Origin of the sequence: Paenibacillus sp. FSL M7-0802, assembly GCF_038004945.1 — a bacterium.
Lineage (GTDB): Bacteria > Bacillota > Bacilli > Paenibacillales > Paenibacillaceae > Paenibacillus > Paenibacillus polymyxa_B.
The window spans coordinates 3,836,717-3,858,011 of sequence record NZ_JBBOSD010000001.1; the positions used below are offsets into that span (position 1 = coordinate 3,836,717).

Annotated in this window: 17 protein-coding genes and 1 riboswitch; of the genes, 9 read left to right on the top strand and 8 right to left on the bottom strand. The window is 47.8% G+C overall.

The genetic code is table 11. The annotated features are described in order from the left end of the window. Positions 1-274 precede the first annotated feature (274 nt). The 5 genes from trxB to MHB54_RS17595 all read left to right on the top strand — a co-directional run bounded on the left by trxB (position 275) and on the right by MHB54_RS17595 (position 6,119). The gene (gene trxB / locus MHB54_RS17575; RefSeq protein WP_023990316.1) at positions 275-1,216 is read left to right on the top strand and encodes a thioredoxin-disulfide reductase; all 942 of its coding nucleotides are present in this window, start codon (positions 275-277) and stop codon (positions 1,214-1,216) included. Positions 1,217-1,273: 57 nt separating this feature from the next. Next, positions 1,274-1,504 (top strand): glutaredoxin family protein, encoded by a 231-nt coding sequence (locus MHB54_RS17580; RefSeq protein WP_007432162.1) that lies wholly within the window; start codon positions 1,274-1,276, stop codon positions 1,502-1,504. A gap of 364 nt (positions 1,505-1,868) precedes the next feature. After that, positions 1,869-3,758 (top strand): beta-glucoside-specific PTS transporter subunit IIABC, encoded by a 1,890-nt coding sequence (locus MHB54_RS17585; protein ID WP_264454532.1) that lies wholly within the window; start codon positions 1,869-1,871, stop codon positions 3,756-3,758. 50 nt (positions 3,759-3,808) lie between these two features. Next, positions 3,809-4,645: a BglG family transcription antiterminator LicT gene (gene licT, locus MHB54_RS17590; protein ID WP_028541828.1), complete on the top strand. Its 837-nt coding sequence runs from the start codon at positions 3,809-3,811 to the stop codon at positions 4,643-4,645. Between the two features lie 16 nt (positions 4,646-4,661). Further along, a complete protein-coding gene (locus MHB54_RS17595) occupies positions 4,662-6,119 on the top strand; it encodes a glycoside hydrolase family 1 protein (protein ID WP_053326100.1) in 1,458 nt (485 codons plus the stop codon). Between the two features lie 72 nt (positions 6,120-6,191). Here MHB54_RS17595 and MHB54_RS17600 read toward each other — a convergent pair whose 3' ends face one another. Then, entirely contained in the window at positions 6,192-7,364 is a 1,173-nt protein-coding gene (locus MHB54_RS17600) for an ROK family transcriptional regulator (protein ID WP_076264987.1), read from the bottom strand. 133 nt (positions 7,365-7,497) lie between these two features. Here MHB54_RS17600 and xylA point away from each other — a divergent pair, with 133 nt between their 5' ends. Further along, a complete protein-coding gene (xylA, locus tag MHB54_RS17605) occupies positions 7,498-8,814 on the top strand; it encodes a xylose isomerase (RefSeq protein WP_068938249.1) in 1,317 nt (438 codons plus the stop codon). A gap of 178 nt (positions 8,815-8,992) precedes the next feature. Next, positions 8,993-10,516, top strand: a complete 1,524-nt coding sequence (gene xylB, locus MHB54_RS17610) for a xylulokinase (protein WP_264454533.1) — start codon at positions 8,993-8,995, stop codon at positions 10,514-10,516. A gap of 90 nt (positions 10,517-10,606) precedes the next feature. On the opposite strand, the gene MHB54_RS17615 is transcribed toward xylB, so the two are convergent. The 3 genes from MHB54_RS17615 to MHB54_RS17625 are packed head-to-tail and all read right to left on the bottom strand — an operon-like array spanning position 10,607 to position 13,128. Beyond that, positions 10,607-10,783, bottom strand: coding sequence for a FeoB-associated Cys-rich membrane protein (locus tag MHB54_RS17615; protein WP_023990309.1), 177 nt, complete (start codon positions 10,781-10,783; stop codon positions 10,607-10,609). A 36-nt stretch (positions 10,784-10,819) separates the two neighbouring features. After that, a complete protein-coding gene (gene feoB / locus MHB54_RS17620) occupies positions 10,820-12,829 on the bottom strand; it encodes a ferrous iron transport protein B (protein ID WP_068938247.1) in 2,010 nt (669 codons plus the stop codon). After that, positions 12,820-13,128, bottom strand: coding sequence for a FeoA family protein (locus MHB54_RS17625; RefSeq protein WP_231887529.1), 309 nt, complete (start codon positions 13,126-13,128; stop codon positions 12,820-12,822). Before MHB54_RS17625 ends, feoB begins: the two co-directional genes overlap by 10 nt. A gap of 217 nt (positions 13,129-13,345) precedes the next feature. Here MHB54_RS17625 and MHB54_RS17630 point away from each other — a divergent pair, with 217 nt between their 5' ends. Together MHB54_RS17630 and MHB54_RS17635 are read left to right on the top strand one after the other, a co-directional pair. Continuing rightward, on the top strand, positions 13,346-14,473 hold the full coding sequence (locus MHB54_RS17630) for a transglutaminase domain-containing protein (protein ID WP_053326096.1): 1,128 nt from the start codon (positions 13,346-13,348) through the stop codon (positions 14,471-14,473). Between the two features lie 47 nt (positions 14,474-14,520). Next, entirely contained in the window at positions 14,521-15,897 is a 1,377-nt protein-coding gene (locus MHB54_RS17635) for an MFS transporter (RefSeq protein WP_068938246.1), read from the top strand. 118 nt (positions 15,898-16,015) lie between these two features. On the opposite strand, the gene MHB54_RS17640 is transcribed toward MHB54_RS17635, so the two are convergent. The 4 genes from MHB54_RS17640 to MHB54_RS17655 form a co-directional block, all read right to left on the bottom strand. Next, complete coding sequence (locus MHB54_RS17640; protein WP_068938245.1) at positions 16,016-17,482, bottom strand: amino acid permease; 1,467 nt, start codon at positions 17,480-17,482, stop codon at positions 16,016-16,018. 134 nt (positions 17,483-17,616) lie between these two features. Continuing rightward, positions 17,617-17,819: riboswitch (Lysine riboswitch) on the bottom strand. 121 nt (positions 17,820-17,940) lie between these two features. Further along, complete coding sequence (locus MHB54_RS17645; RefSeq protein ID WP_264454534.1) at positions 17,941-19,074, bottom strand: virulence factor; 1,134 nt, start codon at positions 19,072-19,074, stop codon at positions 17,941-17,943. 329 nt (positions 19,075-19,403) lie between these two features. Further along, positions 19,404-20,636, bottom strand: coding sequence for an MFS transporter (locus tag MHB54_RS17650; protein ID WP_340981748.1), 1,233 nt, complete (start codon positions 20,634-20,636; stop codon positions 19,404-19,406). A gap of 90 nt (positions 20,637-20,726) precedes the next feature. Beyond that, positions 20,727-21,281: a MarR family winged helix-turn-helix transcriptional regulator gene (locus tag MHB54_RS17655; RefSeq protein WP_023990302.1), complete on the bottom strand. Its 555-nt coding sequence runs from the start codon at positions 21,279-21,281 to the stop codon at positions 20,727-20,729. Between the last annotated feature and the right edge of the window lie 14 nt (positions 21,282-21,295).

The window sequence follows — 21,295 nt, forward strand, 5'->3', positions numbered from 1 at the left end:
ATAATCCCTCCATACCTGATTTATCTTTAAGCTTCGCTTCATGAAAACTTCATTTGACTGTTTACAGCTATTTCCGCATAATGAAATTAGGATTTAGAATCAGTCTAAGTCATAAGAACCTACAAAACAAGTGATTCGTTTTTGCAATATCCGGGTGTCCACATTTTGGGATAAGCTTCTGGTGGAATTACTTTTAGAGTATATGCAGCTGCCCAGCGCCCGGTGTCGAAAACTCGTTATATAATACTTATGATATTTTAGGAGGAACCAAGATATGTACAAGTCCATTATTATAGGTACCGGCCCTGCCGGTTTGACCGCTGCAATTTATCTGGCACGCGCTAACATGAGCCCACTGGTGATCGAAGGACCACAGCCAGGCGGACAATTAACCACGACTACGGAAGTCGAAAATTTCCCAGGTTTTCCTGAAGGAATCATGGGGCCCGATTTGATGGATAATATGCGTAAGCAAGCGGAGCGTTTTGGCGCTGAATTCCGCACAGGTTGGGTAAACAAGGTAGACACAACTGCTCGTCCATTTACATTGGATGTAGAAGGTTTGGGTGAACTGGTTACCGATACACTGATTATTTCCACAGGGGCGACTGCCAAATATCTGGGTATTCCCGGTGAACAGGATAATATCGGACGTGGCGTAAGCACTTGCGCAACATGCGACGGCTTCTTTTTCCGTGGCAAAGAAATTGTTGTCATCGGCGGTGGAGACTCTGCATTGGAAGAAGCCAATTTCCTGACTCGTTTTGCTTCCAAAGTAACGTTGGTGCATCGTCGTGAAGAAATGCGCGCCTCCAAAATTATGCAGGATCGTGCTCGTGCGAACAACAAAATTGAATGGGCGCTTAATCGTACTCCTGTAGAAGTGATCGCTGACGAGAACGGAGTCACTGGCTTGAAAGTGCTGAATAATGCAACAGGCGAAGAGGAGATCATTACAGTTAGCGGCGTATTCGTGGCGATTGGTCATCATCCGAATACAGGCTTCCTCGAGGGGCAAATTACAACGGATGCGAACGGTTATATCGTCGTAAATCCGGGTACTTCCGAAACAAACGTGCCAGGCGTATTCGCTTGTGGCGACGTACAGGATACACGCTACAGACAAGCAATTACCGCAGCAGGTAGTGGCTGCATGGCTGCTATGGACAGCGAGAAATACATCGAAAGCCTGGAGCACAGCGCTTTGGCCCTGTAATATTCCGTTTAAGTATGAATAAATATGATTAACAAAATAAATGATGAGGTGATATTCATGGAAAAAGCAATTGTATACACATCGACAAACTGCCCGCATTGCCGTCAAGTAAAAAGCTACTTGAGTGAAAAAGGCGTGGAGTACGAAGAACGCAACATTGAAACCAATGAAGCTTTTGCTCAAGAGGTTTGGGATATGGGCATTCGTGCCGTTCCATTGACTTTGATCGGGGAAGAACGTATTTCCGGTATGAACAAAACCAAGTTTGAAAAAGTGTTGAACGCTTAATCCAACCTAACAGCAGATGACGGTCCTATGATCGTTATATGGTTTAATAAGACCCTCATTGCAGTTACATGCTGCGATGGAGGTCTTTTTACTTCTTTTTAAAAAGAGAGAATTTTGTCGAAAAGTATTGCATCTGTAGATAATCGGTGCTATATTTTAATTGTAAGCGCTTAAAACCCGGGTTGCTTCTATGTAACAATTCATCAATGCACCATCAATTATGACTTCTAATTAACTAAATAGCACAATATCCAATAAAGGCGTGTTACTGTTCGGCAGGCAAGACCTAGATTGGGTAGGATATTTTTCCCTACCCTTTTTAGGTCTTTTTTTGTTCCTTATTTTAAGAAGGTAGGTGTAACTCATGAATTACAAAGATATCGCACAAGCCATTTTTAACAAAGTGGGTGGGAACGATAATATTAACAGTGTCATTCATTGCTCTACTCGATTACGGATGACGCTTCGTAAGCCGGAATTGGCACAAACAGATGAAATTAAAGCTTTGGACGGAGTTATGGGAGCCGTGAATAGCGGTGGACAATATCAGGTCATTATAGGAAATGATGTAGGCTATGTCTACAATGAGCTAGTCAAATTGCTGGACCCGAATCAATCGTCTTCCGATGAAGCCGAAAAAGTGAAGATGGATCGAAGCTTTAAGGGATTGTTCAATAGTTTTGCGAGCATGATTGCAGGTATTTTCCAGCCCATTATTCCGGCCATTGCTGCATCAGGGATGTTAAAAGCACTGCTCTTGCTATGCACAGTAACCGGAATCATGAGCAAAGAAAGCCAAACGTATATGATCCTAAGTGTAATCTCGGATGCGGCATTTTATTTTCTGCCTATGCTGCTGGCTTTCTCCAGCGCGCAGAAATTCAAGACTAATCCATTCGTTTCCGTACTCCTAGGGGGTGTGCTACTTCATCCGAACTTAATCAGTTTGCTAGGAGGTGAGAAAGCTGTCACATTTGCGGGCCTGCCCGTAGCATCGGTACAATACGCTACCTCCGTTATTCCTATTATTTTGACCATATGGCTCATGTCATATATTGAGAAATTTGCTGATAAAATCTCTCCCGGACCTGTGAAAATATTTCTAAAACCATTAATCGTCATTCTGATTGTCGCATCTGTTTCTCTCATTGCCTTAGGACCTCTAGGTACGTATTTGGGCTTAGGTATGTCCAACGGTGTATTCTGGATTCAGGAACGAATCGGCTGGCTTACAGTCGTATTGATGTCTATCGTGATGCCGCTAATCGTCATGTTCGGCATGCACAAAGTATTCTATCCTATTATTTTTGCTGCGCTGGCTTCACCAGGATATGAAACATTGGTACTGGTTGCCATGTTGGCTTCCAATATGGCCCAAGGCGCGGGTGCATTTGCCGTCGCGCTGAAAACGAAAGATCCCAAGTTCAAACAAATTGCTTTGTCCGCAGGTATTTCAGGGGTATTCGGCATTACGGAACCCGCTTTGTATGGCGTACATTTACGCCTGAAAAAAACACTGTTCGCCTGTATGATTGGAGCCGGGGTTGCCGGATTGTTTGCAGGTCTTATGAATTTAAAAGCTTATGCAGCTGTGGGTCCAGGTTTTGCATCACTGCCGATGTTTATCAGTGAAGATCACTCTAACCTGGTATATGCGCTTATTACGATGGCCATTTCGATCATTGTGACGTTTATTGCAGTTTATATGATCGGCTTTCAAGATACGGTTACCGAACCGGCTAAAAAAGAAGCTCGTCCCGAGCCTGCTAAAGCACAAAGTATAAGTAAAAGCTTCAAATCTAAAACCGTTATTTTCGCACCTATGGAGGGCACCGTAATTCCCTTACAGCAGGTCAAAGATGAAGCATTCTCTCAGGAAGCAATGGGTAAAGGGATGGCTATTCAACCAAGTAGCGGAAAAGTGGTCGCACCTTTTGACGGCATCGTAGCAAATGTATTCCGCACCAAGCATTCCATAGCCTTAAAATCAGTTGAAGGCGTAGAACTGCTCATTCACATCGGTTTGGATACCGTTAAGCTGAAAGGCCAGCATTTTACTGTGCATGTACAGGAAGGGGACGAAATTAAGCATGGACAACTTCTAATTGAATTTGAACTTGAAGCTATACAAAGGGCGGGGTATGATACGATAACTCCGATTATTGTGACCAACACGGCGGACTATCTGGAAATCATGGGTCATGAAAGTTCAGAAAAGACAGGGCCGGAGAAGCCTCTAATTACTGTACTTTAACAGTGTGTTTGTTGGGGGAATCAAGCCTGGAAAGTGAGATGTCGTTGGATATGAAAGTAATTAAAGTTCTCAATACGAGTATTGTTCTTGCCAAACGTGAGGATCACAAAGAAATTATCGTGATGGGGAAAGGGATCGGCTTTAAAAGCAAACCTGGTGACTTCGTCGATGAGAACGAGATTGAAAAGATATATGTTCTTGAAAATGAAAGCATGTCTTCTGATCTGACGGCGCTAATGAAGGAAACCCCCAAAGAGTATTTGATTCTGGCAGACGAAATCATATCTTATGCCAAAAATACACTATCCAGTCACTTGAATGAGCATTTATATGTATCCCTGACAGACCATCTGTACATGGCAACCAAACGATTTAAAGAAAATATGAAGATTCAGAATCGGATGCTGTGGGAGGTCAAAAAGTTTTATCCGGAAGAGTTCGGTATTGGCTTGTATGCGCTCTCCTTGATTGAAAAGCGTATCGGTCTAGAACTGCCTGAAGAGGAAGCGGCGAATATCGCCTTTCATTTGGTTAATGCTCAACAAACCGATAACAATATGAACCAGGTTTTATTGATGACCAATACGGTCAAAGACATTTTGAACATCATTAAACTGCATTACCAAATCGAACTGGATACCCACAGCATCAACTATTCGCGTTTTCTAACGCACCTTCAATTTTTTGTTCAGAGATTACTTGAGCATAAAATGTTGGATTCTCAAGATCCAGAATTAATGAGCCAAATTGTGAACAAGTACCCTGAAGAAGAGAAGTGTGCGTTATCGATTCAACAATATATTGAAGCCAAATTCGAACTTTTGATCCCGGATGAAGAACTCATGTATCTGATCATTCACTTAAAACGAGTCATAAGTAGAAATTAAAGAGGAGGAGCTAGAGATGACAGAAATAAAAAGAACATTTCCGAAAGGTTTTTTATGGGGAGGTGCGGTAGCCGCAAATCAGGTGGAGGGCGCCTGGAATGTCGATGGTAAAGGGATATCTACAGCAGATATGGCTATTTACAAAAAGAATGTGAGCAAAGCTGATTATAAAAAACACAATTCAATGACTGAGGAGCATATCCAAAAGGCGATGCAGGACACGTCAGATCATGATTATCCCAAACGTCAGGGAATTGATTTTTATCACCGCTATCCCGAAGATTTAGCATTGTTTGGTGAAATGGGATTTAAAACGTTGCGAGTTTCTATTGCTTGGACGCGTATTTTCCCCAACGGAGATGAGGACAAGCCCAACGAGGCTGGACTGCAATTTTATGATCGGCTGTTTGATGAAATGCATAAAAACGGGATAGAGCCACTTGTCACCCTGTCCCATTACGAAATGCCGATGTATCTTGTAAACCATTACGGGGGCTGGACCCAACGGAAAGTTGTAGATTTCTTTATCCATTTTTGTAAGACTGTATTTAAAAGATACCAAAATAAAGTAAAGCACTGGATCACTTTTAATGAAATAGATAGTATCGTGCGCCATCCGTTTACGAGCGGTGGTATTTTACCGGAGCGCTTTGAAAATGTAGAGCTAGCGGTTTATCAGGGTCTGCATCATCAATTTATAGCTAGTGCTCTAGCCGTAAAATACTGTCACGAAATCATTCCAGATTCTAAAATCGGCTGTATGTTAACCCGGCTAACGACGTATCCGCACACCTGTAATCCACAGGATATTCTGGCAGCGTTTAAAGATAATCAGTTCAACTATTTTTTCACGGATGTACAGGTTCGTGGAGCGTATCCCCATTATATGAAACGCTTCTTCCGTGAAAAGGAAATCGTGATTGAAAAGCTCGAGGGTGACGATGAAATTTTGAAGACGCATCCGGTGGATTTCATTTCCTTTAGTTACTATATGTCGTTGGTTGCTAGTGCGGATAGTGAAGGCATGGAAAAAGTCAGTGGGAATACGATTGGCGGCGTTAAAAATCCTTATCTGGAAACGAGTGATTGGGGCTGGCAGGTTGACCCGGTCGGCTTGAGACTTTCTCTGAGTGAGCTGTACAGCCGCTATGAAGTACCATTGTTCATTGTAGAAAATGGTTTGGGAGCATATGACAAGGTAGAGGAAGATGGTAGTATTCAGGATGATTACCGTATTGATTACTTCCGTGCACATTTTGAACAAATGCATGAAGCGATTCTAGACGGGGTTGAACTCATGGGTTACACCAGCTGGGGAGCGATCGACTTGGTCAGTTATTCCTCATCTGAAATGGAAAAAAGATACGGATTTATATATGTGGACAAAGACAATGACGGTAACGGGACACTTGAAAGAAAACGAAAAAAGAGCTTCTACTGGTATAAGAATGTTATCTCCAATAACGGGTTGTAAGAAGAGGATTTTGCAAAATTCCAAGAAAAATGGGGCGTACAGGAACCTGAGTGTTCCCGTACGCTTTTTTTCTTATAAAGATACGCGCACACGCCCAAGAAAAGGAGCGGTTGCTGCATAGGCGGCACCTAGCATCGTCGAACGGCTGCCAAGCGTGGAGAAACGAATCTGTAGTTGCCGACGGTGATAGGGCAGAGCACGTTCGTCAATCACTTCACGCATACTTTGCTCCAACCAAGGTCTGGCTTCCGCCAGTGGACCGCCGATGATAAGCATTCCGGGGTTGAGGCTGTTCACAATGTTGGTAATACCCACACCCAAATATCGCCCAATATCACTAAGGACGCTTAATGTACTCGCTTCACCTTGCTGAGCAAACGGCAGTAATTCCGCTGTATTATGTGCAGGCAGTTTCAATGTGGATGCTGCATACGCCTTCTCCGAAGCATAGAGCTCCCAGCAGCCGCGACTACCGCAGGAGCAGAGCCGTCCGTTCCAATCAATGGTCATATGACCCGTCTCTCCGGCGTACCCCCAAGCTCCTTGATACGGTTTGCCGTCAATGATAATCCCGGCTCCGATCCCGGACCCTGCACTGATGTAGACCAGATCCCGCACCAGCTGTCGGTGATCACCGTCCATACCATAGTACAATTCGCCCTGCGCGCCGACGTTGGCTTCGTTATCCACTACGACGGGCAGACCTAGCTCGGCCTCAAGCTGCCGCCGCAGCGGAACCTCTTCCCAGCCCAGATTGGGTGCGAACAAAACGGTTCCGGTTTCATCCACCATACCCGGTACCCCCAGCCCAATGCCGACGATACCATGAGGGGAGGGAGGAGTGACCTGCATGAGCTCCTGAACGAGCTTTCGAATCTGTTCCATAACAAAGGCGGGGTCATGCTGAGTTAGGGAAAAGGTAAGCTCGGTTTCAATGGTACCTGCCAGATCGGTCAGAGCGCCCTTGATGTACTGTACACTCACCTCAATACCGAGTACAAAGCCTGCACGGCTGTTGAACAGTAGCATCAAAGGCTTACGCCCGCCGCTGGATTCCCCTAATCCCGTCTCATACACAAGTCCATCGGTGATGAGCTCTGCCACCAGATTGGAAACGGTGGCCTTGTTTAATCCAGTTTGACTGGATAACTGTGCCCGGGATAGCGGAGCATGAAGGCGAATACGCTCCAGCACAATGGATTTATTCAGCTTTTTGACAAGCGCCTGATCGCCAGTGACATTCATGTTAATTCACTTCCTGTTGGTGTAATTCCTGATATTATATCATAAAAACAAACTTAGTTTAAGCAATAGACAAAGTCTTTTAGCTGTGCTAGAATCGTTTTTGTAAACGTTTACTATAAAGGAGGAACTTATAATGGCTTATTTCGAACAGGTATCTAAAATTAACTTTGAGGGCAAGCAATCCGACAATCCTTTTGCGTTCAAATTTTATAATCCACAGGAAATTGTAGCGGGAAAAACGATGGAGGAGCATTTGCGTTTTAGCATGGCCTATTGGCATACACTGGTTGCAGGCGGCTCTGATCCTTTTGGTGTAGAAACAGCGGAACGTCCATGGTCCAAGTTTACCGGGCTGGATTTGGCGAAGGCACGTGTGGAAGCTGCCTTTGAGCTGCTGGATAAGCTGAATTTACCTTATTTTGCTTTCCACGATGTGGATATTGCACCAGAAGGCGCGTCATTGAAGGAATTTTACAGCAATCTGGATACCATCGTGGATCTGATTGAGGAACATATGAAAGCTACGGGGAAAAAACTGCTGTGGAATACGGCGAATATGTTTAGCCATCCACGTTATTTGCATGGAGCTGCGTCGACTTGCAATGCAGATGTATACGCACACGCAGCTGCTCAGATTAAAAAAGGGTTGGAAGTGGGCAAACGTCTGGGCGCGGATAACTATGTTTTCTGGGGAGGCCGTGAAGGCTACGAAACACTGCTGAACACGGATTTGAAGCTGGAGCAGGACAATTTGGGACGTATGTTCCATATGGCCGTAGACTATGCGCGTGAAATCGGCTTTGACGCTCAGTTCCTGATTGAGCCAAAACCGAAGGAGCCAACGAAGCATCAGTATGATTTTGATGCGGCGACGACGATTGCCTTCCTGCAAAAATATGATCTGGATCAGCATTTCAAGCTTAATCTGGAAGCTAATCATGCAACTTTGGCGGGGCATACTTTTGATCATGAAGTACGTGTAGCACGGATTAACGGCATGCTGGGATCACTGGATGCAAATCAGGGAGATTTGCTGCTGGGCTGGGATACGGACGAATTCCCGGTTGATCTGTATGATGCCACACTGACCATGTATGAAGTGCTGCAAAATGAAGGCTTGGGCCGTGGCGGTATCAACTTTGATGCCAAGGTGCGCAGAGCATCATTTGAGCCAGAAGACTTGTTCCTTGCGCACATCGCAGGTATGGATACGTATGCGAAGGGACTGAAGGTAGCCGCCAAACTGATCGAAGATCGTGTGTTTGAAAACTTTATTGAGAAGCGCTACAGCAGCTTTAAAGAAGGTATTGGAGCAGACATCGTATCCGGAAAAGCAACGCTTGCTTCTCTTGCTGAATATGCTTTGGCGAACGAAACACCACGCAAAAACGTATCCGGTCGTCAGGAATATCTGAAAGCAACATTAAATCAATACATTTTAGCTGACTAATACCAGAACTTATATATGTTAGGATTTTGCAAAAATCCCATAAGCGACTTCAATGAACAAGATATAGATCGAAATGGTTTAGTTCGTCTATATCTTGCACTTCGGAGCGACTTGTATCGAATTTTGCAAAATCCTGATGAAACAACGGCTGTACGATAACAAGGAAGGAGGGACTCCAATGCAGGAGAAGCTAAATCAGGAGCAGGAACGCTATGTCATTGGCGTAGATTTGGGTACCAGCGCGGTCAAAACGGTGCTGGTTAACCGCAAGGGGCAGGTGTCTTATGAAACCTCCCAGTCTTATCCGCTCCATCAGCCGAAGGCGGGGTATAGCGAACAGCACCCTGAGGACTGGGTCAGTGGCACGTTAGCATCACTGAAACAGCTTGTGGAGAAGGCCGGAATCGGCGGCACAGATGCCGTGGACGGTATTAGCTTTTCGGGACAGATGCACGGGCTTGTGCTGACTGACAAGGAAGGCCAAGTGCTTCGTCCGGCTATTCTGTGGAATGACACGCGTACAACAGCACAATGCCGTCGTATTGAAGAAAAGCTCGGATCGGAGCTGCTGAACATCGCACGTAATCGCGCGCTGGAAGGCTTCACGCTGCCCAAGCTGCTGTGGGTGCAGGAGCATGAGCCAGACGTGCTGGCCCGTGCGGCACATTTTATGCTGCCCAAGGATTATGTGCGCTACTGTCTGACAGGAGAGCTGGCGACGGAGTATTCGGATGCGGCGGGCACGCTGCTGCTGGATATTGCGAACAAGCAGTGGAGCGAAGAGATCGCTGCCGCGTTTGACCTACCGTTGTCGCTGTTCCCGCCGCTAGTGGAATCCTTTGATCAGACGGGTACGCTACTGCCGGAGATTGCGGAGCAGAGCGGGCTTTCGCCTGAAACGAAGGTCTTTGCAGGTGGTGCGGACAACGCATGTGGCGCGATTGGCGCCGGCATTTTGAGCGAAGGCCGCACCCTGTGCAGTATCGGCACCTCAGGGGTTGTACTTTCTTATGAGGAACGCAAGGATATTGATGTGCAGGGGAGGGCGCATTTTTTTAATCATAGTGAGCAGGATGCTTATTATATTATGGGGGTTACGCTCGCGGCCGGATACAGCTTGACTTGGTTTAAGGATACCTTTGCACCAGAGCATTCTTTTGATGCACTGTTGACAGATGTGAACTCTATTGAGCCGGGCAGCCAAGGGCTGCTGTTCACGCCTTATATCGTCGGCGAACGTACACCTCATCCAGATGCAACCATTCGAGGCAGCTTTATCGGGATGGATGCGGGGCATAAGCTTGCGCATTTTACACGGGCGGTACTGGAGGGAATTACGTTTTCGCTCAAGGAATCCATTGATATTCTCAGAGGAACGGGCAAAACGGTGAACGAAGTCATTTCCATCGGTGGCGGTGCACGTAATGAAGCATGGCTGCAAATGCAGGCAGATATTTTTAACGCGGATATCATCAAGCTGGAAAGCGAGCAGGGACCTGCCTTGGGGGCGGCCATGCTGGCTGCTTATGGTAGTGGCTGGTTTGAATCTCTGCAAGCGTGTGCTGAAGCTTTTTTGCGTGAAGCAGCGAGATATTCGCCAAACCCGGAACATGTGGCACGGTATGAAGGCCTATACGAACTGTACCGTGAAGTTTACCTGCATACGCGAGAGCTAAGTGAGCATTTGGCAGTATATCGCTGAATACGGTGAGTTTTGAGCGTAAATGAAAAGCGGCTTCGGGTGTAAGAAACCCCCGGAGCCGCTTTTTTTTCATGTGATGATGAGTTTGAATTAAATACTTTTCTCGATTTTCGCATGATCTTCATTCATAGAACTCCCGGCACAGCCAGGACATGACTTGCTCGACGAACACCCCGCACAGGCGCCTTGACGGCTTTTTCGCAAAAATCGTACCAGCACCCACGCACTATAACCGAGGATCGCCAATAAAATGATGATATTGATCATGGAATCCACTTCCTTTTATTTACTGTAGGGCCTGACTTAACCCCAACCTAATAATCTGCCACATTGATAGATCAAGACGGCGATGATATATGCGACGGTCAAAGGATAGATCACAGAAAATGCGGTCCAACGCCACGAAAGGGTTTCTTTACGAATGACCGCTACCGTAGCCAGACACGGAACATACAACAGAATGAACACCATAAAGCTAAAAGAGGCAAGCGGTGTAAAGGCCTGTCTGACTTGTAGTTCAAGTCCCTGCATATCAGGAACGTGGTAAATAATATTCATCGTTGATACGACAACTTCCTTGGCCATAAAGCCCGTGAGCAGAGAAGCACCTGCTTGCCAGGTGCCAAAACCGAGAGGGGCCAGTAATGGAGCGAACCAACCTCCAACGGTGGCAAGCAGGCTGTCATCCATGTCTGCCCCGAAGCCCTGCGGACCGAAATTGGACAAGAGCCAGATGCCAACGGAACCTGCAAGGATAATGGTTCCGGCTTTACGGACGAAGCCTTTGACCTTCTCCCATGTGCTGCGGAATAGTGTAAGAGCCTGCGGCACTCGATAGGGAGGAAGTTCCACGATGAAGAGGGAGGGCTCACCCGACAAAATGGATACTTTGGAAAAAATTTTGGCAAGTATAAGTGAAACGATGATTCCTAACACATACATCAGCATGATGATGCTTGCCGCATGTGTTGGGAAAAACACACCCGCAAACAACGCATATACCGGCAGGCGGGCCGAACATGACATAAAGGGCACCAACAATGTTGTAATGAGACGTTCTCTGGGCTGTTCAATGGTGCGTGCTGCCATAATCGCAGGGACATTGCAGCCAAATCCGATGATGAAGGGAATGAAGCTTTTCCCGTTCAAGCCAACGGATTGCATCAGGCGATCCATTAGTATCGTGACCCGTGCCATATACCCGGAGTCTTCGATCACTGAAATTATCAGAAATAAAATAGCAATTTGAGGCAGAAAAACAAGCACACCCCCGACTCCAGCCACGATGCCGTCCACGACTAGGCTTTGCGTAAAAGCGGACGCGTTCAAGTGAACGAGTAACTCAGAAATCCAAGTGCTGAGTGTCCCTGAAAAAAATCCATCCAGCATATCTGAAAGGATCGTACCCGCCCAATCGAAGGTGAACTTGAAGGTAGCGTACATCAGCAGCAAAAAGATCGGAATCCCCAGATACCGGTGAGTTAATAGTGCATCCAGCCTATCCGTCAGGCTGTGCGGTCTGAGTTTGGAGGTGTCGAGTGCCTTGGTGCACAGATCAGCAATCCATGCTGTTCGTACAGAACGAATATGCTGAGCAGGGGTGATGGCATGGCCTTCACCGAGAAGTTCTTCCTCGCAACGGTGGATGCGCACAGTTACTTGTTCACGCTGTACCTCATTCGTCATCCATTCCATGACGACAGGATTACCTTCCAGACATTGCAGTGCGGCCCACCGCAGTTGCGGCACAGGTGCATTTGGCAGCAAGTCGCAAATATCGGTAATAGCAGCTTCAACGGCAGGGCCGTAGTCCAATTGAAAAGCATTGGATGTACGTCTTACCTCCCGAAGAGAAGCGAGCATTTGCTTACTTCCACTGCCTGTACGCGCCACCATAGGAATGATGGGAACGTTCAACTGATCGGCTAACAATTCCTTGTTTACACGAAGACCCGTGGCATCGGCTACGTCAGTCATGTTTAAGCCAAGTACAAGCGGACGGCCATACTCCAGTAGTTGTACGGTTAGATAGAGATTACGCTGGAGCTGGGAGGCATCCACAATGTTGATCAGGGCCGTAGGTGGTTCTTCCAGCAAATATCGGGTTGCGACACCTTCATCCAGCGAAAGAGGGAGTAAAGAATAGGCGCCCGGCAAATCCACCAATACGGCGGACTTGTCACGCAGGATTCCTGTTTTCTTTTCCACTGTGACGCCGGACCAGTTTCCTACTTCTGCATACGTACGAGTCAGCTTGTTGAATAATGAGGTTTTTCCTGTGTTGGGATTACCGAATAGAGCGATCATGTCCATGTTGGAACAACCTCCAGTTGCTTCACTTGATTTTGACGGAGGCCAACCAGCTGGCCGTTGCATTCAATGACGATAGGACCGCCCAATAAACTGATTTTCTTTAATCGTATGATGGAACCTTCGTTGATACCCATATCTGTTAAGCGGCGGCGCAATGAGGGATGAAGAGGGGCAAGAGATTGCAAACGCACAGTCTGACCCAGTGGCGTACGAAGGAGTGAGATACATTCTGGCATGGTGCTCAGCCTTTCTGATCTAGAATGAGAATCAATATCATTTACTTCCGATGCCAGTACCATATCATGAGGAAACCTAGATTGCTGTGATAAAACTCTCTGCGAACGACAAGTCTGCTCATTGTCCCATCTGTTATATAGGCGAGTATAATGTCACACCCTGTCTTGAACTGCTCCCTTACTCGTCTGCAACCGACAAAACTAGAGCGTTTGGGGCAACTGTTTTTATGGTAAGATATAGCTGTTTACAACTATGCTAAGAAGGGCAGGAACGCTCTGTATGAACAGAAAAATCGGGGTTAGGCTTGTAAAATGTCTGGTTGCGGGTGCAGCGCTGGCTGTGTTGCTGCCGCAGGCTGTGGAGTGGGGCAGCAATGTGTATGCGGCATCGACCAAGCCGGCTCCATCCGTATCATCGCAGCAGCTTCAGAACAAGCTTTTACAGGCAATGGCTACGCGGAGTGAAACGCTGACCTTTACATATCAAGGGCGAGTGAACGGTCTCAAGCAACAATTACAGACGGCCATCCAACAGGCCATGGAGAGTGATCCGTATGTGAATTATACGATCAAAAGCTACGCATTCAGCTATACAGGCACAACGACCTCCGCTCAGGTTACGATTCGTTTAAGCTACCGGGAGACGAAGGAACAGACAGCATATGTGGATAGCACAGTTAAAGCAGTGCTGGGGGATATTATTACGAAGGGAATGACGGATCATGAGAAGGTAAAGGCCATTCATGATTGGATCGTCGTTCGCCTGAAGTATGATGAAGCACAACAAAAGTACACAGCCTATGATGGCCTGAAAACGGGAAGCACGGTCTGTCAGGGTTATTCACTGCTGGCCTATAAAATGCTGGAACGTGCAGGCATTACGAACCGGATTGTGGAAGGAAGAGCAGGGGGCCAGCTGCATGCCTGGAATCTTGTTTTATTAGATGGTCGATGGTATCACATGGATACGACATGGGATGATCCAACCCCGGATCGCGCGAACGAGGTAAGCACTTCATATTATCTGTTGACGGATACCGAAATGCGACGGGATCACTCATGGGTTAAGCCGTATCCTCAGGCGAATACATCGTATCGGGAAACCTTATCAGCACTGGTAGCTACCGGAGGATCAAAGGCTGCTGTGTATCAAAAACTGTACAATACCCTCGAATATCCGCTGCAAGACGGCAAGGGTCTGGTTAAAACATCCGCCGACATTAAGGAACAGGTGCGTAAGATTGTAAATAAGGGAGGGACGACACTTACCTTTGCCTATCAGGGAACGGAGCGAAGTCTCAAGGAGGATTTACAATCCTTATATCAACTCGGTTTAAAATCCATTTCCTATCAGATTACGGATCTAGGAAGTACCGGCAATCTTCGTGTAACCCTGAAATGGACCTAATCATCTTGCTGTAAAAAGCTACATTAACAAAGGAGTATTCTATTTATATGCACAAGCGTTCCTTTACCTACTTGCTTGGCACGCAGACTATGTCCAATGCGGCCGACATTCTTTACATTATGGCACTTGTGTCTCTGGTTTTTCATGAAACGGACTCGATCTTCTCTTCGGTACTCGTCCCGTTGCTGCGAATGGGGGCACAGATGATCAGCGGCTTTTTAGCACCGCTCATTTTGGTCCGATTCCAGCTTCCTTTTATTTTATTCGTTTCTCAGTTCGGGCAATTGGCTTTCTTTGCTGTTCTGCTGGGCCACTTGTGGTCAGCGGGTACGGAGCCGATATGGGTGATGGTGTTTACGTTGGTGGCAGCCATGTCCTTTCTGGACGGATGGACCACGCCTGCGCGTAATGCGCTGATTCCCCGCCTTGCGTCTGGGGAAGGACTCATGCGGGCAAACAGTCTGGTATCGGTCAGCGACCAGACGGTGCAATTAGCGGGATGGGGGCTTAGTGGTGTGCTCGTAGCCATGCTAGGCTCGGAAAAAACACTACTGGTGGCTGGCGGGCTGTATATGGTAGCAATGATCTTCACCAGCCTGATTCGAGATCCACTAGAGGGCAAAGCCCATTATTTGCTGCAACCTGGAACAAGGGTGCGAGGTGGAGATGTCTCAGTTTCCGAAGCTGTAACTGAGTCCGGGCAAGGGCATCATGACTTGCCTCCTGCACGGTTGGAAGATACACTGTATGGCCCGGAATCAGAGAGCACCGCACTACCTCCCAAACGTAAAAAGGAAATACTCCGTGAAGGCTGGAGCCTCATCGGAGCCAGTCGCAGACTGAAAGCTCTTATTTTTATGGATATGATTGACCTTCTAGGGGGTTCGGTTTGGGTAGGCGCGTTCACGCTTGCTTTCGCTCAGCAGGTTTTGCACAAGAGCGAGGCATGGTGGGGATACATCAATGCAGCGTATTTTGCAGGAGCGATTGGCGGCGGCATCGTTGTCCTCGCCTGCGTCAAGCATTTGCAGCGTAGACTGCTGCCCGCCATGCTGGCGGGGATGGTAGGCTACGGGCTGCTGACAGCGTGGTATGCACTGAACACATTACCGCCGCTGACACTGCTTATCGTGTTGTTGATGGGACTACCTGCGGAAATGTCCGTCGTATCCCGCCGCACGATGATGCAAATGAGTGTGTCCGTACATGATTTGCCCAAGGTGCTGTCTGCCCAGGCCACACTGATAAGTTTGACCTTTTGTATATCGCTGCTGTTAATGGGCTGGATTGCAGATCATCTGGGCATCGTTAATTTGTACTTGTTTTCTGCAGTGCTGACGCTGATTGCTGTTATATACGGTATTTTTAGTCGTCGTGCCTTATCCATGTCTTTGTCAGCTTCATTGGAACCTTCCTCCAAATAAACAGAAAAAGCCCGTCTCCGGGCATATACAGGTGAAAATGCGGATAAACGGTCTTGGACCAGGTTTACCAGCGTGTTTTCCCTGATATGTGGAGACGGGCTTTTTTTACTGTTTTCTATTATTTATCCGAAGAAGCATCTGGACTCAAATCACATTCTTTTAACGGAACGATTTTAGTACGTTTGATCCATTTGTAGCCGAGCCACAGCAGAAGGAACAGCGGCACACTCATATACGTAGCGATCATCGTTTTCCAGTCAATCTCCTGTCCGGTGAAGGCATCCGCCCCTTGCCCGATAATGACAATGATACACAGAGCGAAGGCGAACAACGGCCCAAACGGGAACCAGCGGGCTTTGTATGGCAGCTCACTTAGACTGTGACCCTGTGCAGTAAAGGCACGACGGAAACGATAATGGCTGACCGCAATCCCGACCCACGTAATAAATCCACACATTCCGGAGGCATTCAGCAGCCAGTTATAGACTACACCGTCTCCATACAGAGAGGCGAGAAAGGCCAGCATACCGACAGCGGTCGTGATCAGAAGCGCGTTCATAGGAATGCCGCGTCTATTGATATGTCCGAGGAAACGCGGGGCTTTACCTTCCCGTGCCAAAGCGTACAGTACCCGAGTTGCCGCGTACATACCCGAGTTACCTGCCGACAATACGGAAGTCAAAATAACGGCGTTCATAACAGAAGCAGCAATCGCAAGCCCTGCTTTTTCAAATACGAGCGTGAACGGGCTGACCCCGATGTCACTGATGTCTCCCCGCAGCAGATTCGGATTAGTGTACGGAATGATCAATCCAATCACGAGAATCGCGAGAATATAAAAGAACAGGATGCGCCAAAAGATTTGACGGATGGCGCTCGGCACATTTTCACGCGGATTTTCGCTCTCTCCAGCGGCTACCCCAATCAGCTCCGTTCCCTGAAAGGAAAAGCCCGCTGCCATGAATACGCCCAATACAGCAAAGAATCCGCCATGGAACGGGGCGTCTCCTACCGTGAAGTTGGCAAAGCCGATCGCAGGGCCACCCATAATGCCAAAGATCATCAGCACACCTACAGTCAAAAAGATGACGACGGTCACAATTTTAATCATGGCGAACCAGTATTCAGACTCACCGTAGCCTTTGACGGTCAACGCGTTGAGCGCGAAGATTACGGCTAGGAATAACAGGCTCCACCAGGCAGAGTGGCTTTCCGGGAACCAGTATTTGATGAGCACGGTCGCTGCTGCCAATTCGGCAGCAATCGTCACTGCCCAGTTGTACCAGAAGTTCCAGCCCATGGCGAAACCAAAAGCCGGATCGACGAAGCGACCTGCATAGGTGTTAAAAGAGCCAGATTCAGGCATAAATGTAGCCAACTCACCGAGGCTGGTCATAAGGAAGTAGACCATGAGACCAACTGCTGCATAAGCCAGCAGGGCACCACCGGGTCCAGCTTCGGCAACCGCGCCTCCACTGGCGAGGAACAGGCCTGTTCCGATAGAGCCACCGAGGGCGATCATCGTCATATGGCGGGCTTTGAGACTTTTACGCAAGGTTGCGTCAGGTGTTGCTTTGTGTTGCACGTTCAAACACTCCTTCATGAAATTGTATTTCATGTCAGGGCAAGAGCCAGAAGGAGGGGGAGTATATAAATCAAAAAACCGCAGGGAATACGCCTGCGGTCTTGTCTATGCATTCCGCACCATACCTTCTTCTATAACAAGATAGCTCAACACACGTGTCTGTGTTAGGACAGCGTGTGACAGTTCTGCTCCTTTCGGTTAGCAGCCCCAGCATTCGGAGTATTTACAAAGAGTCAGCTCCGCATACTTCGGCGGGTGTACCTTTCCACTGGAATCTCAGACGGCTCTTATCGTCTCCTCCGGTGTACTGATTACATCCGCGACCTCTACCTCATCATAAAACAGGGTTGATGAGGTGTATGACATGATATTTTATTGTATAGCGAACTACAGTATATCGTACCTGTACATCTTCTGACAATCGACAATTTTTTGAAAATCACTCGTAGAATCTTAAATTAAGAGTTCCGCTTGGCCATCTGCTGCCAAACTGTTCCCGCGGCTTGTTCGCCTGATTCGATGCGCTCCAGCGCCATTTTAGCCTGTAGACTAACCTCGAATTCGGGATCATCGACGGCCTTCTCCAGCGCATCACGCGCATCCTCAGTTCCAACCTCGTATAAAAAACGTGCCGCCCGCCAGCGCACCAACTTGCTGCTATCCGACAGGGCTCCGATCATTGCGCTGGTAGCGACCGGGTCGCCGATGTCCGACAACGTGTCGCCTGCGGTGCGGCGTACTGCCGCTGAAGGATCGCGCAGTGCCTCGGCTAGCAGATCCATCGCCTCCGGTGAGCGAATATCGCCCAGATAGACGACGCCCAGCCGCCGCAGCTGCATTTTGTCGTCATGCAGCGCTTGCCGGATAAGCGGCAAATGCTCGGGCGTCGGTTCCAGCCGATCCAGCGCAGCGTAGCGTGTGCGCCAATCCTCGTGCTGCAGGGCCTGCCCCAACTCGGCATCGCTCCACTCGCGGCGTTCCTCCACGAATTCGCTGTTGTTTGCGCCGTGGGCAATCGCCTGTTGGATAATCTGCTCCAGCCGCTCTTGCGGAAAGGCAGCTTCCAGTTCCTGCTCGACCTCGCGTGCAATGTCCGGCAGTTCACCATAGCGGACGCCGTAATCACTCAGCTTGCGTTCCTTAATCAGCGTTGCACTCGCTACACGGGTAACGGCTTGCACAAAGCGGTCGGACAAGGAAATTCGTTCCTCCTGCTGCCCCGTCTTGACTCGAATTTGCATAGGAATGCCGCGAAAAAATTGCACAAAGACCTGTGCCTCGCCAAATGCTTCTCCAGAGGTTTCCTCTGGCAAATCCCAATTGGCGTCAGCGCCTTCCTCGCCTAGCCGATCCCGGACTTGACCCAGAATGGTGGACCAGTCTGCATTCCCTTTGCGGTCAAGGGCTACAAAGTCGGTCGTGTGAAACACGCTTTTGACCCCTTCAATGCCCAGCATGCGCCGGATAAATGGAGGAGCGGAACGCTCATTGTCCCGTGTATATGTTCTGCGGATACCCGCTTCCAGTCGCTCATCCAGATGCAGCATCATGGTGTTCGGACTGGGAGTTGGCTCGATAGATGTTATTTTCATAGCTCAGTACAGCCTCCTGTTCAAAAGTTCTCCATATATAGCTTATCTGTATTGTAACTCATTCTACGAATGTCTCCAAAGAGAAGTTCGTGTTTCTGAGGAAAAAACAATGACATATCTCACACTAACTCATGTAAACATGGCTGATAAATATGGAGGTTTTTTTAATAAAAACAGGATGCTATATAAGCCGAACTCGAAAAATTAACATGAAAACGGGGTAGGCGGAATGGTGCTGTACAAGCGTAGCGGTCGCGATGAAAAGCACCATCCGACTGCGCAGTGGCGCTATAGGTAGCTTTTAAGTTCGGTTTATAGTTTGATGCTGTCTATGCATTCCGCTTCAGCGGATCGTTCTGGTGGCTGCGAATGAGCAGGGAGGCGATAAAGCCTAGAGACAGAACAGCTGCCAGCAGCATAAATGTAGTTGTCTGATTACCGCCATTATCCATCAAGCGAATGGAAAGCACAGGAGCTAGACTTGTACCGGCAAACAGGATGAAGGTATATAGTGAGACAGCTATAGCCCTCGCTGCACCGCCGAGCTGACCGACGATTGCTATGAGTGAAGGAACACTCAGGGCAATGCCGCTGACAAAGCATACACTCAATACCACGATAGTCATAAGAGAGTGTGTCATTCCCATCAGCGCCAAACTCAGAATGGAAAGAATAAGAGCTGTACGTAATATAAGGTGCACACCATATTTCTGGGCTAGCTTTCCGGCGAATGGTGAAAGGAGCATGCCGATGATACCAGCGGATCTGACATAAAGCATCTGTCGGCTATTCAGGCCAAATTCAGGGCCGCCAAGATAGCTACCCAAAACCGTATACATGCTCACAAAGGACATCAGGAGAACAAAAGCAACCGTATAGCTTAACCATAAAGGATACGAGCGCAGAACGGCCCCCAACTGACTGAAAGCTGACCAAATGCGAACACCTCGTTGAGGGGAGGGGGTTTTAGGCAGGAAAAAAAGGACGATTAGGAAGGTAATTGCATATAAAATGCCTAGCATCCGAAATACCGGATTCCACCCCATTTGCTCGCTAATGACAATACTAAATACCTGACCAGCGATACCTGCTACTAGAAAACCGGTGCTGATAAAGCCGATAGCCGTTACCCGTTTTTCGGTCGGGAACATATCGACAGCGTATGCAAGAGCAACGGGAGAAAAGGTGGCCGCAGCTAAACCCTGAAGCAAGCGCAGTGTAACTAATACAGAATATTGACTGGTTAAGCTGATGGATAACGAAATAATCGTTAATGCGAGCAGTCCGGTGACGATAACCTGCTTTCGTCCAAAGCGGTCAGACAATCCACCATAAACAAGACATCCCGCCGCAAAGCCTAAGGAAAAGATACTGCCCGGCAGGGCTGCTTCAGCAAGCGTTTTTCCAAACACTTTAGCAAAAAGAGGGACCAAAGGGATCGTCACATACAGGCTGGACATAACGGCAACCGCTGACCAGCATAGGATTACAGTCATCCATGCATAAGGGAGAGCCACATTTTCTTTCTGTATAACGGTATGATTGGTTCGTAATTTACTCATCAATTGAACACTCCTTGATCATAAAATAAGCAGCTTGTTGATACGCGCAATTAAATATATTAGACAACCTAATTATATGTTTAAAAAAATTTATCTACCCACCCCCAATCTGCCTTCCATATGATGATGGATTTTTTCTATAATCCGCGAAAAAACGACCTGCTCCTCTGGCTCCAAAATACTCGCTAGAGAAGCACAGGAAGACCAAAATACAGGGAGCACCTGCTGTACAAGATGAGTCCCCGCTTCTGTAATGCGTACATGAATTTTGCGTCGATCTGTAGAATTATGTTCTCTGATAATCCATCCTCGTTGCTCTGTCCAGTCCAAGATTGATGTAACAGATGCACGACGGATTCCCAGACGGTCGGCAATCATAGAGGGGCTCATCTGAGCCTGAGATTGGTGTAGTGTCAACAGCAACAACAGATCTAGCTTACTCTCTGTGAGGCCGTAGGCAGATAGATCTAGATCGATCGCGTCCAGCACGTTATCACCCGTCCACAGCAAGAAGAGACCAATGCGGGCAAGTTGTCGGTCCGTTCCTGCAAGGGCAGTTTGATCCATTAACTCCAGATAAGGTTCTGGACCCAGACGGGGAAGGGGTTGCTGGACGGTGTCCCGCTTACTTTGTTTTGGTGGCATAAGTTCACCCTTTT